10 protein-coding genes are annotated in these 14,542 nt (G+C 68.8%); 2 read left to right on the forward strand and 8 right to left on the reverse strand.

What is annotated here, in order from left to right; all coding sequences use genetic code 11:
* Positions 1–8 precede the first annotated feature (8 nt).
* Entirely contained in the window at positions 9–1,781 is a 1,773-nt protein-coding gene (gene fadD6 / locus I2456_RS19940; RefSeq protein ID WP_085073644.1) for a long-chain-acyl-CoA synthetase FadD6, read from the reverse strand.
* Positions 1,782–1,819: 38 nt separating this feature from the next.
* The gene (locus tag I2456_RS19945; RefSeq protein ID WP_085073594.1) at positions 1,820–2,383 is read right to left on the reverse strand and encodes a TIGR00730 family Rossman fold protein; all 564 of its coding nucleotides are present in this window, start codon (positions 2,381–2,383) and stop codon (positions 1,820–1,822) included.
* A gap of 86 nt (positions 2,384–2,469) precedes the next feature.
* Between I2456_RS19945 and I2456_RS19950 the strand changes: the two genes are divergently transcribed.
* Positions 2,470–4,701 carry an ATP-binding protein gene (locus I2456_RS19950; RefSeq protein WP_085073593.1) on the forward strand — a complete coding sequence of 744 codons (2,232 nt, stop codon included), beginning with the start codon at positions 2,470–2,472 and terminating at the stop codon, positions 4,699–4,701.
* Here I2456_RS19950 and dapE read toward each other — a convergent pair.
* A complete protein-coding gene (gene dapE / locus I2456_RS19955) occupies positions 4,698–5,762 on the reverse strand; it encodes a succinyl-diaminopimelate desuccinylase (RefSeq protein WP_085073643.1) in 1,065 nt (354 codons plus the stop codon). The genes I2456_RS19950 and dapE overlap by 4 nt on opposite strands.
* A 96-nt stretch (positions 5,763–5,858) precedes the next feature.
* On the opposite strand from dapE, the gene dapD reads away from it, so the two are divergent.
* Positions 5,859–6,815 (forward strand): 2,3,4,5-tetrahydropyridine-2,6-dicarboxylate N-succinyltransferase, encoded by a 957-nt coding sequence (gene dapD / locus I2456_RS19960; RefSeq protein WP_139823091.1) that lies wholly within the window; start codon positions 5,859–5,861, stop codon positions 6,813–6,815.
* Positions 6,816–6,820: 5 nt separating this feature from the next.
* Here the strand turns inward: dapD and I2456_RS19965 are convergent, their stop codons facing one another.
* The 5 genes from I2456_RS19965 to I2456_RS19985 all read right to left on the reverse strand — a co-directional run bounded on the left by I2456_RS19965 (position 6,821) and on the right by I2456_RS19985 (position 14,393).
* Positions 6,821–8,089, reverse strand: a complete 1,269-nt coding sequence (locus I2456_RS19965; RefSeq protein ID WP_085073642.1) for an MFS transporter — start codon at positions 8,087–8,089, stop codon at positions 6,821–6,823.
* A gap of 229 nt (positions 8,090–8,318) precedes the next feature.
* Complete coding sequence (locus I2456_RS19970) at positions 8,319–9,734, reverse strand: acyl-CoA synthetase (protein WP_085073591.1); 1,416 nt, start codon at positions 9,732–9,734, stop codon at positions 8,319–8,321.
* A gap of 1 nt (position 9,735) precedes the next feature.
* Positions 9,736–10,650 (reverse strand): alpha/beta fold hydrolase, encoded by a 915-nt coding sequence (locus I2456_RS19975; protein ID WP_085073590.1) that lies wholly within the window; start codon positions 10,648–10,650, stop codon positions 9,736–9,738.
* Positions 10,651–10,695: 45 nt separating this feature from the next.
* On the reverse strand, positions 10,696–12,936 hold the full coding sequence (locus I2456_RS19980) for a CaiB/BaiF CoA transferase family protein (protein WP_085073589.1): 2,241 nt from the start codon (positions 12,934–12,936) through the stop codon (positions 10,696–10,698).
* Positions 12,936–14,393, reverse strand: a complete 1,458-nt coding sequence (locus tag I2456_RS19985; protein ID WP_085073641.1) for an aldehyde dehydrogenase family protein — start codon at positions 14,391–14,393, stop codon at positions 12,936–12,938. Before I2456_RS19985 ends, I2456_RS19980 begins: the two co-directional genes overlap by 1 nt.
* Positions 14,394–14,542: the final 149 nt, after the last annotated feature.

Raw genomic sequence — 14,542 nt, forward strand, 5'->3', positions numbered from 1 at the left:
GCCAGACGCTAGCCCTGCGGCCGCTTGCCCGCCGACACTTCGTCGGGGTACTCGTCGTAGAAGGGCACGTAGCCCTCCTTGCGCCCGGCCAGCACGTACAGCGGGTCCTTTACGTCGGGCCCGTAGGCCTGCTCACGCAGCTCGACCTTGCGGCTCTTGAACGTCGACGTGTGTTCCAACGTCTCGACCACCCGCACGAACAGCGGCAGCGCGTAGGAGGGCAGCTCCTGATACACCGCCTTGGCCAGGGACTTGCCGTCGAACTCCGCGCCCTCGCGCAGCTTGATCGCGGCCATGCCGGCGCGCCCGCCCGTGTTCGGCACCTCGACGCCGTAGACGGTGCATTCCTCGACATTGCGGTCCGACGCCACGGCCGCTTCCACCTGCGTGGTGGCCACGTTCTCACCCTTCCAGCGGAAGGTGTCGCCGAGCCGGTCGACGAACGCGGCGTGGAACAACCCCTGCGGGCTCATCACGTCGCCGGTGTTGAACCAGGTGTCACCGTCCTTGAAAGCGTTGCGCACCAACTTCTTTTCGGTGGCTTCCTTGTCGGTGTAGCCGTCGAACGGCTGCAGCCGGTTGACCGGGCTGAGCAACAGGCCGGGCTGGCCGGAAGGCACCCGCTGCACCCGACCGGACTCGTCACGCAGCGGTTCGCCGGTGTCGGGGTCATAGGCCACGTACGCCAGCGGCATCGGCGAGATGCCGGTGCTGCGCGGCACGTTGAAGACGTTGATGAACGCGGTGGTGCCTTCGCTCGCGGCGTAGAACTCACAGACCCGCGGAATATTGAACCGCTCGGTGAACTCATTCCAGATCTCGGGCCGCAGCCCGTTGCCGGCGATCACGCGGATCTTGTGGGCGCGGTCGGTCGGCTTGGGCGGCTGGTTGAGCAGATACCGGCAGACTTCACCGATGTAGATGAACGCGGTGGCCTGGTAGGCGATCACCTCGTCCCAGAACCGCGACGCCGAGAAGGACTTGCCCAGCGCCAGCGTGGCCCCGGAGTTGACCACCGACGACACCGCAACCGTCAGCGCGTTGTTGTGGTACAACGGCAGGCAGCAGTAGAGCGTGTCGTTGCTGTTCAGCCGCAATCCCAGCCCGCCGAAGGCGCCGAGGGCCTTCAGCCACCGGTAGTGCGTCATCACGCTCGCCTTGGGATATCCGGTGGTGCCGGAGGTGAAGATGTAGAACGCGGTGTCCTTGGCCCGCACCTGAGACGCGGCGGCCGGGTTGGTGGCCGGCGCGGTGGCGGCAAAGCGCTCCAAATCTTCAATGGTCAGCACTTCACCGGCCGAGCCGCCGGATTCGCTGACCGCGCTGACCAGGTCGGACTCGGCGACCAGCACCTTGGCATTCAGCAGGCCCAGGCTGTGGGCCAAGACGTCGCCGCGCTGGTGGTAGTTGAGCATGCCGGCGATGGCCCCGCACTTGACGACGGCCAGCATCGTCAACACCGCATGCGGGGAGTTGCGCAGCATGACCCCGACGACGTCGCCGGGGCCCACGCCGCGCGCGGCCAGCACCGCCGCGTACCGGTTGGCCGTCGCGTTGGCGTCGCGGTAGGTGATCTGCTGGTCGCCGAACTTGAGGAAGACCCGGTCGGCGTAGCGGGCCGCGCGCTCCTGGAACACCGTGCCGATCGACGTCTTCGAGCTGGGCCGGGGCAACAACCCGGTCAGCAGCCCCCGGGCGATCGTCGGTGTATCGGCCAGCAGGCCCGGTACTTGTGCTGCCAGGTGAGTGAGCTTGACGCGCGTGCCGCCGTGATCGGCCACGTGACCCCTCGATTCGTTCTGACCCGAGCCGTCGACGGCTAAGCGGGTGCGCACTGTTGTAGCGCCTCGGCGACCTTATCGACCACCACCAGTCGATCGACCGCGGCCTGCGTGATGTAGCCGCTATCGACCAATCCGTAAACCCAAGCGCGCAGGCCGTCGTAGTGGCCCCAGGGATCAAGCAACACAATGGGCTTCTCATGGACCCCCAGATAGCCCTCGGTCCACACGTTGAGCAGTTCGTCGAGGGTGCCGATCCCGCCTGGCAGCGTCAGGAATGCGTCGGCGCGGTCTTCCATGACCTGCTTGCGCTCCCACATGGCGTCGGTGACGATCAGCTCGTCGGCCTCGTGGTCGGCCAGTTCCCGGTGCAGCAACATTTTGGGAATGACGCCGACGGTCCAGCCGCCGCGCGCCCGCGCCGCCGAGGCCACCGCCCCCATCGCCGACACGTGGCCACCGCCCCACACCAGCGTCCAGCCGCGCTCGGCGATCGCCTCGCCCACCGCTGCGGCGACCTCCAGCAGCTCCGGGTGCGTCGGTCCGGCCGCGCAATACACCGCAACCGCCCACTTGCCGGGCGCAGCGCTTCGCTCAGGCATACACCGAAAGGTAAACCAACCCCGCACCCCCGGGCGACGTTCGGGGTTAGCGCCCGCCGGGGTGGACGCCGCAATATGATCCGGCCGTGCGCTGGGTGATTACGCCGGAAGAATCCGTCCTTCGGCAGGCGCAGGCCGCGCTGGCAGACACCGAGCGCTGCGGGGCGCTGCTCGTCGGGTCCGACGGAGTCGGCAAGACCGCGCTGGCCCAGACCCTGTGCGCCCAGACGGACAAGACGGTCCGCTGGGTCACCGGCACGCCGGCGCAACGATTCGTCCCGTTCGGCGCATTCCGCCACCTGGTCGACGTCACTGACATCGGGCGGCCCGCGGCGTTGTTGCGCGCGGCGCGCGATTCGCTGACCCGCGACGAGCCCGATTTGCTGTTGGTGGTCGACGACGCACACAACTTGGACGGCCTTTCCGCGGCGCTGGTGTACCAGTTGGCGCTGACGCGCGCGGCGCGGTTGCTGGTCATCGCCGGGTCGACGGCAACATTGCCCGACGCCGTCGCCGCGTTGCGCTCTGACGATCTGCTGGTCCCGGTCGACGTGGTGCCGCTGGATCGCGGACCGACGGTGGCGCTGGTGGAGACCGCGCTGGGCGCATCGCTGGATCTGGCGGTGGCCGACGAAGTGTTCGGGCGCAGCCAGGGCAACCCGCTGTATCTGCGGCACCTGGTCAGCGAAGGCGGGCTCAAGCACCAGAACGCCCTGCCTCTTGCGGGCGTCATCGACGACTACCTGAGCGGGTTGCCTGCGCCGGCGCGCGTGGTGCTCGATTACCTGGCCATCACCGAACCGCTGGCCCGCGCCGACCTTTCGGCCCTGGCCGGTGAGCAGGCCGTGTCCGACGCGGAGGTCAGCGGCGCGGTGCGTCCGGGCTACCAGGACGACCTCTTCGCCGCTCACCCGCTCTACACCGAGCGGGCCCGGGCTGCACTGACGCCCGAGGGGGCGCGGGTGCTGCGCACCGCGGTGGTCACCCAGCTTTCCAAGCACCGTGGCGACCACGTCAGTGACCGGCTGCGCCTGTCGGTGCTGGCCGTCGACAGCGACAATCCCGAGCCGGTGGAGGTTGCGGTGGCGGCGGCCGAGGAGGCGCTGCGGCTGGGTGACCTGCCCCTTGCCGAGCGGTTGGCGCGGGCCGCGCTGGACCGCTCGGGAGCACTGGCGGCGCGGCTGCCGTTGGCCCACGCCCTGGGCTGGCAGGGCCGGGGCCGGGAAGCCGGCGCGGTGCTGGCCGAAGTGGACCCCGCCGAGTTGTCCGAGACCGAGTTGATGGCCTGGGCGGTGCCGCGGGCCGCCAACCAGTTCTGGATGCTCGACGAGCCTGAGCGGGCCACCGCGTTCCTGCAGACCACCCGGAACCGCATCTCCGATCCGACGGCACGCAGCGCGTTGGACGCGTTGACCGCGACCTTTGCGATGAACTCGGGCAACCTGCAGCGCGCCGTCGCGTTGGCCACCGAAGTGCTTTCCGACCCGTCGGATTCCGGGATGGGCACGCCCTGGGCGGCCAGTGCGGCCGCGTTGTGCTCGGCGCGGATGGGCCGCTGGTCGGATGTCGACCGGCTGGCCGAGCGAGCGGCGGCTACCGAGCATCCCGGGTTGCTGCGCTTCACGGTGGGCTTGGGTCAGATCACCGCGTTGCTGATGTCCGGTGACGTCGAGGCGGCCCAGGCGCTGGCCCAGCGGTTCACCGATTTCGCCGAATCCCAACAGCCCGGCCGAGCGATCGGTGAGGTGCTGTTAGCCGATGTGTTGCTCGTCAAGGGCGAGTTCTCCGCCGCCGCGCAGCTTTTGGAGCCGGCCGCGGCGACGCTGGAGCGCACCGGATACTCGTGGGGTCCGCTGTCGTTGATGTTGTTGGCCACCGCACGGGCCCAGCAGGGTGACATTCCCGGCTCGGCAAAAGCGTTGCGGCGCGCGGAAACTCGTCATGGCACCAAGTCGGGCTTGTTCGCACCAGAGCTGGGATTGGCGCGGGCCTGGACCAAGGCGGCGGCGCGCGACAAGACGGCTGCCATTACTGCCGCACGCGAGGCGGCGCGCGCCGCCGAACGCGCGGGACAGTTAGGAGTTGCGCTGCGCGCCCACCACGACGCCGTCCGGCTCGGTGACGTCCGCGCGGTGCTGCCGATCAGCCAGCTGGTGAGCCAGATTCATTGCGCCACTGGCCAGTTGGCCCTCCGCCATGCCCAAGCACTGGCCGACGCGGACGCCGACGCCTTGGCGACGGTCGCCGAGCAACTCGCGGCGGCCGGGATGGCGGCCGCGGCGGCCGACGCGGCCCGCGCCGCCCAGGAATTGCGCTAGCTGCTCAGGTAGCGGCGCAGCATGTCCGCCGCCGCGGTGATCCGCTCCACCGGGACCCGCTCGTCGCGCCGGTGTGCGAGATTCGGATCGCCGGGACCGTAGTTGACCGCCGGAATGCCCAGGGCCGCAAAGCGCGACACGTCGGTCCAGCCGTACTTCGCCCGGAACTGCCCGCCGGTGGCTTCCACCAGCGCCTTGGCGGCGGGTTGGGACAGGCCGGGCAGCGCCCCGGCAGCGGCATCGACCTGTTCGATGTGCACGTCGAGTCCGTCCAGCACGTCGTGCACGTGTTGTAGGGCCTCGGTCAGCGAACGATCGGGCGCGAAGCGGTAGTTGACCGTCACCGACGCCGCGTCGGGAATCACGTTGCCCGCCACGCCGCCGTCGACGCGTACCGCCGACAGACCCTCGCGGTACACACAGCCGTCGATGTCGACGCTGCGCGCCTGGTAGCTCGCCAGCCGGTCCAGCACGGCGCCCAGCTTGTGAATGGCGTTGTCGCCCAACCAGGATCGCGCCGAATGCGCCCGTGTTCCGGTCGTGCTGACTACCAGCCGCAGCGTGCCCTGGCAGCCGGCTTCGATCCAGCCCGCGGTGGGTTCACCCAGAATCGCCACGTCGGCGGCCAGCCAATCGGGCAATTCCCGCTCGATGCGGCCCAATCCGTTTGCCGCCGAATCGATTTCCTCGCAGTCGTAGAACACCAGGGTCAGATCGTGTGCCGGTTCGGCCACGGTGGCGGCCAGGTGCAGAAAGACGGCGTCACCGGCTTTCATGTCGGCGGTGCCGCAGCCGTGCAGTTCGCCGCCCTCGAGGCGGCTGGGCAGGTTGTCGGCCACCGGGACGGTGTCCAGATGCCCGGCCAGCAACACCCGCGTCGGCCGGTTGCGGTGGGTGCGGGCCAGCACCGCGTTGCCGTTGCGGATGATCTCGAAGCCGGAGGTCTGCGCGCGCAGTGCCGCGGCGACCTCGTCGGCGATACGGGCCTCGTCTCGCGACTCGCTGGGGATGTCGACCAGTGCCGCGGTCAACTCGATGGGATCCCCGCGTAAGTCCAGCACCGGATCAGGGTATCTCCCGGTCACGAGCAGACACAGAATCGCACGTGCGCACCCTTGCCGATGCGATTCTGCGTCTGCTCGGCGGCCACAGTAACCTTGTCGACCGTGACTGGAGCTGCAGGCATCGGCCTGGCGACCCTCGCCGCGGACGGATCGGTTCTCGACACCTGGTTTCCCGCACCGGAACTGACCGAGTCGGGCACCAGTGCGACCACCCGCCTCTCCGGAGACGACGTCCCGGGCGAACTTGCCGCCCTGGTGGGCCGCGACGACGACCGCAACACCGAGACCGTCGTGGTCCGCACGGTGATCGGATCGCTGGACGATGCGGCCGCCGACGCGTACGACGCCTACCTCCGGCTGCACCTGCTCTCGCACCGCCTGGTGGCCCCGCACGGGCTGAACGCCGGCGGCTTTTTCGGAATATTGACCAATGTGGTGTGGACCGACCGCGGACCGTGCGCCGTCGACGGCTTCGAAGCGGTGCGCGCCAAGCTGCGCCGCCATGGGCCGGTGACGGTGTACGGCGTCGACAAGTTTCCCCGGATGGTCGACTACGTCGTGCCCTCCGGGGTCCGCATCGCCGACGCGGACCGGGTGCGCCTCGGCGCCCACCTGGCGCCCGGCACCACCGTGATGCACGAGGGCTTCGTCAACTTCAATGCCGGCACCCTGGGCGCCTCGATGGTCGAGGGCCGCATCTCGGCCGGCGTCGTGGTGGGCGACGGCTCCGACGTCGGCGGCGGTGCTTCGATCATGGGCACCCTGTCCGGCGGGGGCGAGCAGGTCATCTCGATCGGCAAGCGCTGTCTGCTCGGCGCCAACGCCGGAATCGGCATCTCGCTGGGTGACGACTGCGTGGTCGAGGCGGGCTTGTACGTCACCGCCGGCACCAAGGTCACCACGCCCGACGGCGGCTCGGTCAAGGCCCGCGACCTCTCGGGCAGCAGTAACCTGCTGTTTCGCCGCAACTCGGTCAGCGGGGCGGTCGAGGTGGTGTCACGCGCCGGCCAGGGCATCGCCCTCAACGAGGACCTGCACGCCCACAACTAGCCCGATCAAGCGTCCGCGGACAGTGCGGTCCCGTTGGTCTCCGGCAGTAGATACGTGCACACCAGGCTGATCAAGCCCAAGGCGGCCAGCATCACCCCGATGGCCCAGCTGCCGTAGGTGACCAGCAGCGTGCCGGCGATCAGCGGGGGAACTGCGCCGCCCAACACCCCGGCGGTGTTGAGCGCCAGCGCCGAGCCGCTGTACCGGTAGCGGGTCGCGAAGAGCTCCGGGATGAACGCTGCCGTCGGCCCCGAGCCGATGCCTGCTAGCGACGACATGCCGACGATGGCCACCGCGTACAGGGCGGGCTCGCCGGTGTCCATCAACGGGATCACCACGAACGACCACGGCAGGCAGCCCAGCCAACCCACCAGCATCATCCGTCGGCGCCCCACTCGATCACTCAGCGTGGCCGAAAGCGCAACGCAGGTGATGCTGGCCAATCCGCCCAGCGCGGAGACGGTCCAGATGAAGCCACGCGAGTAGCCCAGGTGCGAGTGGGCGTAGATGGCCAGGAACGTGCTGGAGGTGTACGCGAACCCGAACCCGCCCAGGATGCTGCCGCCGGCCAGGACGATCTCCCGGCGCTGTAGCCGAAGCACCTCGGCAATCGGCGTCTTCGGTATCAGGTCGCGAGCTTTCTCCTGGGCGAAAACCGGCGTCTCGTTGATGTTGAGCCGCACGTACAACGCGATCGCGATCAGGGCCGCGCTGATCAAGAACGGGATGCGCCAGCCCCACTGCAGGAACGCCGGGCTGTTCTCCCCGATCGTGGAGCTGACGCCGAGGAAGGTCAGACTGCTCAACACGGCCGCGGTGCCGCCACCGAGCAAGGTGAACATGCCGTAGCGGCCGCGTTTGCCGGCCGGGGCGTACTCGGCACTCAGCAGCGCCGACCCGGCCCATTCCCCGCCCACGGCGAATCCCTGCAGCAGGCGCAGCGCCACCAGGATCAGCGGGGCCGCCATGCCGATGACCGCCGTACTGGGGACCAGACCCACGGTGACCGTCGACACGGCCATGATGAGCAGCGTGGCCACCAAAGTCTTCTTGCGTCCGAGCCGATCGCCGAAGTAGCCGAAGACGGCGGCACCGAGCGGACGGGACAAAAACGCCGTGGCGAACGTCCCCATCGAGGCGATGGTCGCCACGGCCGGGCTCAGATGCGGGAAGAACACGAACGGAAACACCAGCGCGGCGGCGGTCCCGTAGATGAGGAAGTCGTAGTACTCGATCGCCGAGCCGACCAGACACGCGGCCGCGATCCGCTTCATCGGGGTGGCGGGGGCGTCCTTGACGGTGGCAGCCACGTGGTGGCGCTGTTTCCCCTGCACTTGCACAGCGACGACGGTATGTGAAATTCCAGGGCCTTTCACGTCGAAACGCCTGGCAATTTCCTGCGTGTCGCTGAACTGCGCCGCGCAGGCGATCATCGATAACGAAACGGTCTCAGCGCAGTTGCATTGTGGTGCACGGTGTTACCGATTTCTCGCCGGCGCGGGTTCACCCTTGCGACAGCAACTGCTTCTTGAGCACCTTGCCCAGCGCGTTGCGCGGCAGCGAATCGACGATGCGCACCTCGCGTGGCCGCTTGTGGACCGAAAGTTGTTGCGCAACAAAGTTGATCAAGTCCTGTGGGTTAACAGCCGGTGAACCGACGACGTACGCGACGATGCGCTGCCCCAGGTCCTCGTCGGGCACGCCGACGACGGCGGCCTCCGCCACCTCGGGATGTCCCAACAGCACGGTCTCGATTTCCCCTGCCCCGATGCGATATCCGCCGGACTTGATCAAGTCGACCGACTCTCGTCCGACGATGCGGTGCATGCCGCCGCTGTCGACGACGGCGACGTCGCCGGTGCGGTACCAGCCGTCGGGGTCGAAGGCCTCAGCGGTGGCGTCCGGCCGGTTCAAGTAGCCGTCGAACAAGGTGGGGCCACGCACCTGCAGTTTGCCGACGGTCTCCCCGTCCGCCGGGACCGCATGCCCGTCGTCGTCGACCAGCCGGGTTTGCACACCCGTCAGCGGCAGACCCACCCAGCCGGGGCGGCGTTCGCCGTCGGCCCGAGTGGACAAGGTGATCAAAGATTCCGAGGCACCGTAGCGTTCGATGGGCCGGTGCCCGGTGAGTCGGGTGAGCCCGTCGAAGACCGGTACCGGCAGCGCCGCGCTTCCCGACACCAGCAGGCGTGCCGGGCGCAGCGCCTCGGCGGCAGCCTGATCAGCGACCACGCGTGACCACACGGTGGGCACCCCGAAGTACAGCGTGCCGTTCGCGGCCGCATAGCCGGCGGGTGTGGGTTTGCCGGTGTGCACAAAGCGATTGCCCACCCGCAGCGACCCGAGCAGGCCCAGCACCAGGCCGTGGATGTGATACAGGGGCAGGCCGTGCACCAGGACGTCGTCGGCCGTCCACTGCCAGGCCTCGGCCAGCGCATCCAGGTCGGCGGCGATCGCGCGCCGGCTGACCTGCACCCCCTTGGGCGGTCCAGTGGTGCCCGAGGTGTACACGATCATGGCCAGCGCATCGGGTGACGGCTCGGGATAGTGATGCCAGGACCGGGCGTGTAGCCGCACCGGGATGTGGGGCAGGCCCTCGGACTCGTTCTCGGGGGGCGCTGCCCCGAGCCAGGCCTGTGCCCCCGAGTCGGCGAGCATGTGCCGTCGTTCGGCGACCCCGACGTCGGCCGGCACCGGGACAACCGGCACCCCGGCGATCAGACAGCCGGTGACGGCCAGCACGGTGGCCGCGGTCGGGGTGGCCAGCACGGCGACCCGCTGTGCACCGCCGACCCGCTCGGCCACCGAGGTGGCGGCGCCCACCAGGTCGCTGCGGCTGAGCACGGCGCCGTCGATGCGGACCGCGTCGGGAATGTCGGTGGCGGTAACGGCCGAGGGATTCAGGGAAGCCAGCAGCACGTCAGCGAGGGTACTGCTCGTCCCAGATCTTCATCAGCGTGGCCAGGATTTCTTCACCGCGCCCCAGTCCGGCCAGATGGCTCTCCTCGGGGAGGTGGAACAGTTGGGCGTCCGGCAGCCGGGATACCACGTGCTCGCCGTGGGCGAACGGGATGATGTGGTCGTGGTCCCCGTGCCACCACCGCACCGGCACTTCCACCTCGTCGAGACGAAATCCCCAGTCCCGGGCGAAGAGCATGATGTCGTTGAACGGCGCCGCCAGTTGCTTGCGGCTGCCGTTGAGCAGGTCGTCGAGGAACATGGCTTTGAATTCGGGGCGGGTCAGCAGGTGGCGGTCGGCTTGGGGCGAGACGGCGGCATAGGCGTACAGGGCGGGGGAGGCGACCGGCCGGATCGATTGCACCAGCAGGCTGGCGCCGATGCGCAGTGGATTACCGCCGAATCGCAGCAACGGCGCCACCAGCAGGCCCAGTCTCATTGCGCCCCCGCTGATCGCGTCGGGACCCTGCGTCGGCGCCACCCCGCCCAGCACGGCGACGGCCACCACGCGATCGGGCAGGCCGGCGGCGCAGGCCAGGGCGTAGGGCCCGCCCCCGGACAAGCCGACCACGGCCATCTTCTCGATGCCCAGCGTGTCGGCGATGGTGCGCAGGTCCTCGGCGAACGCCGCGATCGTTTCGTATCGGTGTGGGGTGGACGAGCCGATACCGGGACGGTCGATGCCGATCAGGCGGACGTTGTGTTCCTCGGCGTAGACGCGGGCTTCGGTCGGAATCTGCCGGCGCGCGCCGGGGGTGCCGTGCAACCAGAACACCGGCCGGCCTTGCGGAGCGCCGAACTCGGCGAAGCCGATCTGCCGGTCTTCTCCGACGGCGATGTTTCCTTCGAGCTTGGGGCGGGCGATCGCAGCGACCATGCCGTGCAGCCTTCCATGTGGCAACGCGTCGGTAAACCCATCGGGTCAGGTGTTCAGCACCCGCTCGCCGATGACGCGTTGGTCTCGCAGTGCTGCGATTTCCTGCCCGGAAAGGCCCAGGCCGCGCAAGATCTCGTCGTTGTGCTGGCCCAGCGTGGGTGGTGGCGTGCGGTGGTGCCGTTGCGGCCCCGCACTGATGCGAAACGGCCAGCCCGGGTAGCGGCGCGGCCCGGTGACCGGATGGTCGAACAGCTCGTAGAATCCCCGGGCGTCGAGTTGGGTGATGTCGTACATCTGGTCACCGGTCATCAATTTCTCGGCCGGAATCCCTTGTGCGCGTAGCGTTGTCACGATGTGGTCGGGAGTCCCCGTGCGGGTCCAGGCGGTGACGAGTTCGTCGAACATGTCGTGATCCAGCATGCCGTTGTCCGGGACGGACACCGCCACCCAGGCGTCGTCGATGCTGGTCGGGTACACGCCCTGCAGGTAGCCGCGACGGCGGTTGCCTTCCCGGGGCCGCACCACCCCGTTCATGGTGTACTCGATCACCGGTTCGGCGGTCACGCAGGCGGCGACCTCGATCTGGGCGACCTCGATCAGCCGGCCTTCGCCGGTGCGCCGCCGCTGCTCGAGCGCGGCCAGCAACGCGACGCCGGCGTGTACGCCGACGATGGGGTCGGCGGGCCCCTGCAGGTTGCACGGCGGGCCGTCCGGGTAGCCGGTGACCGCGGACATGCCGGAGGTCTGCTCGATGTTGAGCGCCCAGCCCACGTAGTCGCGCCACGGGCCCTCGAGGCCGAAGCCGGGCATGCGAACCATGATCACGCCCGGGTTGAGCGCCACCAGCGACTCATAGCCCAACTCGAAGTGTTCGACCACTCGCGGCGAGAAGTTCTCCACCACCACGTCGGCCCGGGCGGCGAGCCGGTGGGCGATCTGGCGGCCGTGCGGGGAGGTCAAGTCCAGCGTGAGGTCGCGCTTGTTGAGGTTGGTGGCCTGCCAGATGGCGCTGCGCTCGTACCAGTCGTCGCCCTCGAACGGGAACGCGCCGGAGTAGCGGTGCCCGTCGGGGCGTTGGATGGACTCCACCTTGATGATGTCGGCGCCGAAGGCGCCGAGGTAGCAGGTGAGATACGCCCCGGCCCAGAAGGTGCTGAGGTCGAGCACGCGCAGACCGGCGAATGGCAGTGCGCCAGAATCGTTTTCGCCGGTTGCCGGCGAAGTGGGCGGTGCTGCGGGCGGATCGGAGAACCGATACGGCTTGCCGGGTTGCCGGAATCCGCGAGCTTCGGTGAAGAAGCCTCGTTTGGCGTATTGCGGGCAGTCCAGCACACTGGCGCCGTCGTTGACCGGCGCGGCCGGGATGCGCATCGCCTGGCTGAGCTCGACGATCTCCGCGACGGTCCGCTCGGCGAGTACCGGCTCGGCTCGGGCGAAGAACTCCGCGCGTTGCGGGCCGCCCATCATGATGTCGATCTGTTTGTCGCCGTATTCGGTCAGGCCGAGCATGGCGCAGACGTCGAGCCAGTGCTGACCGGTCAGGCAGTTGATGCCGACCCAGCCGTCGGCGGCGCGCACCACGCCCAGCATCGGTGATGAGCGCACGTTGGGCGGAAAGCCCAGACTGCGCATGCGTTCGGACATCAGCATCGGATAGGGCAGGGTTGACAGCAGCGTCTCGAACTCGGAGACGTCGACCGAGATGACGCGGCCGGTCGGCTGTTGTCGCACCGCGGTCAGCGCGCCCAGCGCGCCGTAAGCCCCCGCGACGTACTCGGCGATGCGGGCACCGGCTTGCACGGGCGGGCGCTGCGGGTCGCGCAGGCTGACCCAGCCCGACACCGCTTGCAGGGTCAGCGGGGTTGCGTGCCGGTCCCGCCACGGCCCGGACTGTCCGAACGCAGAGATCCTCAGCAGCACCAGGTTTGGGTTCAGCCGCGCCAACGCATCGACACCCAGCCCCCAGCCCTCCAAGGTGCCCGGCGCCCGATCTTCCACCAGCAGATCCGCGTGAGCGATGACCTCGCGGGCCGCCGCTATGCCATCCGGCTGGGTGAGATCGGCTGTGATGACGTGCTTTCCGGCGTTGAGGTACTCGAACAATCCGCTGTGCCCCGGGTCGCTCTCGTCGCCCGGGAACGGGCCCCAGCGGCGCAGCGGATCCCCGCCGGGCGGTTCGACTTTGGTGACGGTGGCGCCGAGGTCGACGAAAAGCTTCGTCGCATAGGGGCCGGAAATCTCGGTGGCCAGTTCGACGACGCGGATCCCTGCGAGGGGTTCCGGCATCAGGGGATCCCGATGGCCTGAGGCTCCATGTACTGGTGCACGCCGGCGATCCCGCCACCTTCCCGGCCGAATCCACTGAGCTTGAAGCCGCCGAACGGCGCGTCACCGGGGCTGGTGCCGTTGACCGCGACCTGTCCGGTCCGGATGCGCCGGGCCACCCCGACGGCCCGGTCCACGTCGGTCCCCCACACCGCCCCGGACAGGCCGTAGCGGGAGTTGTTCGCGATGGCCACCGCCTCGTCGTCGTCCCGATAGCGCAGCACCGTCAGGACGGGTCCGAACACTTCCTCTTGAGCGATCGCGGAGTCCGGATCGACGTCGGTGAGAATCGTTGGCTCGAAATAGAATCCGACATCGCCACGGCGGTCGCCTCCGGTCGCCAGCTGGGCGCCGTCGTGCACCGCCGTGGCGACGAGCCGCTGCACCCGCTCCAGCTGCGCCGCACTGATCAGCGGGCCCATCTGCACGTCGGGGTCGGCGGGGTCGCCGACCTTCACCTCACGGGCCAGCGCCACCAGTCGCTCCACCACGTCGTCGTGCAGACTGTCGGGCAGCAGCAGCCGGCTGTGCAGGATGCAGGCTTGCCCGGCATGCAGCGAGCAGCAGTCGAACAGCATCTGCTGCAGCAGGTCGTCGGTCACCGTGGTGTCGTCGAGCAGGATGCGCGCGGATTTTCCGCCGCATTCCAGCAAGATTCGCTTCATGCTTTGGCCGGCCGCCGACATGACCTGACATCCGACGGCGGAGCTGCCGGTGAAGCTGACCATGTCGATGCGCGGATCGGTGGTCAGCAACTTGGCCGCTGCCAGGCCCGACGGTGTGACGACGTTGACCACTCCAGGCGGAATGTCGGTGTGCTCGTCGATGATTCGCGCCAGAGCCAACCCGGCCACCGGCGTCAACGGTGATGGCTTGAGGACGACGGTGTTGCCGGCGGCCAACGCGTTGTTGACCTTCATGACGTTGAGGGTGTGCGGGAAGTTCCACGGCGTCAGGATCGACACCACACCAAGGGGTTCGTGGCGCAGCAGCGTGGTGCCGGCGCCGATTCCGGTGACCGGCTTGTCGGAAAGTTTCGCGGCCAACTGGGCCGCGTGCATGGACATGTAGCCGGCGCCGTCGACTTGCATCACGCGCTCGTTGGCGATGCAGCCCCACTCCGCCTGCGACAGCGCGAAAAACTCGTCGTTGTGTTCGAGCAGTGCCGCGCCGAGCTGGTTGAGACACTCCCCTCGTTGTGCGCCGGTCATGGCGCGCCATGGCCCCTCGTCGAAGGCCCGCCGCGCGGCGCCGATGGCCTCGCTGACCTGGCCGACGCTCGCGTCCGGTGCGGTGGCGATGGTCTGTTCGGTGGCCGGGGAGATGTCGTCGTAGCGACCGTCCTCCGGCTCCACCCAGCGCCCGTCGATGTAGAGCCCGTTGGTGTCGATCAGTTTTGTGGGCTGCGGCTCGGCCATCTGCTTCCTCACCCGAACGTCGGTCATCTAGTCACTTGGTGTACACCCGTTGGACCCAGGCGTCAATCATCGCCGCCAGCAATTGCGGCCATTGACATAGCTGTACGCACAGGAGTAGACACTCTTCACAAGACACATCAGGCCAATGT

The sequence above is a fragment of the Mycobacterium kubicae genome, from assembly GCF_015689175.1.
GTDB lineage: Bacteria > Actinomycetota > Actinomycetes > Mycobacteriales > Mycobacteriaceae > Mycobacterium > Mycobacterium kubicae.

What these genes read in the sequence shown, in the direction of transcription:
- I2456_RS19945 (WP_085073594.1), bottom strand. Translation starts at nt 2,383, where the DNA reads ATGCCTGAGCGAAGCGCTGCGCCCGGCAAGTGGGCGGTTGCGGTGTAT.
- I2456_RS19965 (WP_085073642.1), bottom strand. Translation starts at nt 8,089, where the DNA reads ATGAAGCGGATCGCGGCCGCGTGTCTGGTCGGCTCGGCGATCGAGTAC.
- I2456_RS19975 (WP_085073590.1), bottom strand. Translation starts at nt 10,650, where the DNA reads ATGGTCGCTGCGATCGCCCGCCCCAAGCTCGAAGGAAACATCGCCGTC.
- I2456_RS19980 (WP_085073589.1), bottom strand. Translation starts at nt 12,936, where the DNA reads ATGCCGGAACCCCTCGCAGGGATCCGCGTCGTCGAACTGGCCACCGAG.
- I2456_RS19985 (WP_085073641.1), bottom strand. Translation starts at nt 14,393, where the DNA reads ATGGCCGAGCCGCAGCCCACAAAACTGATCGACACCAACGGGCTCTAC.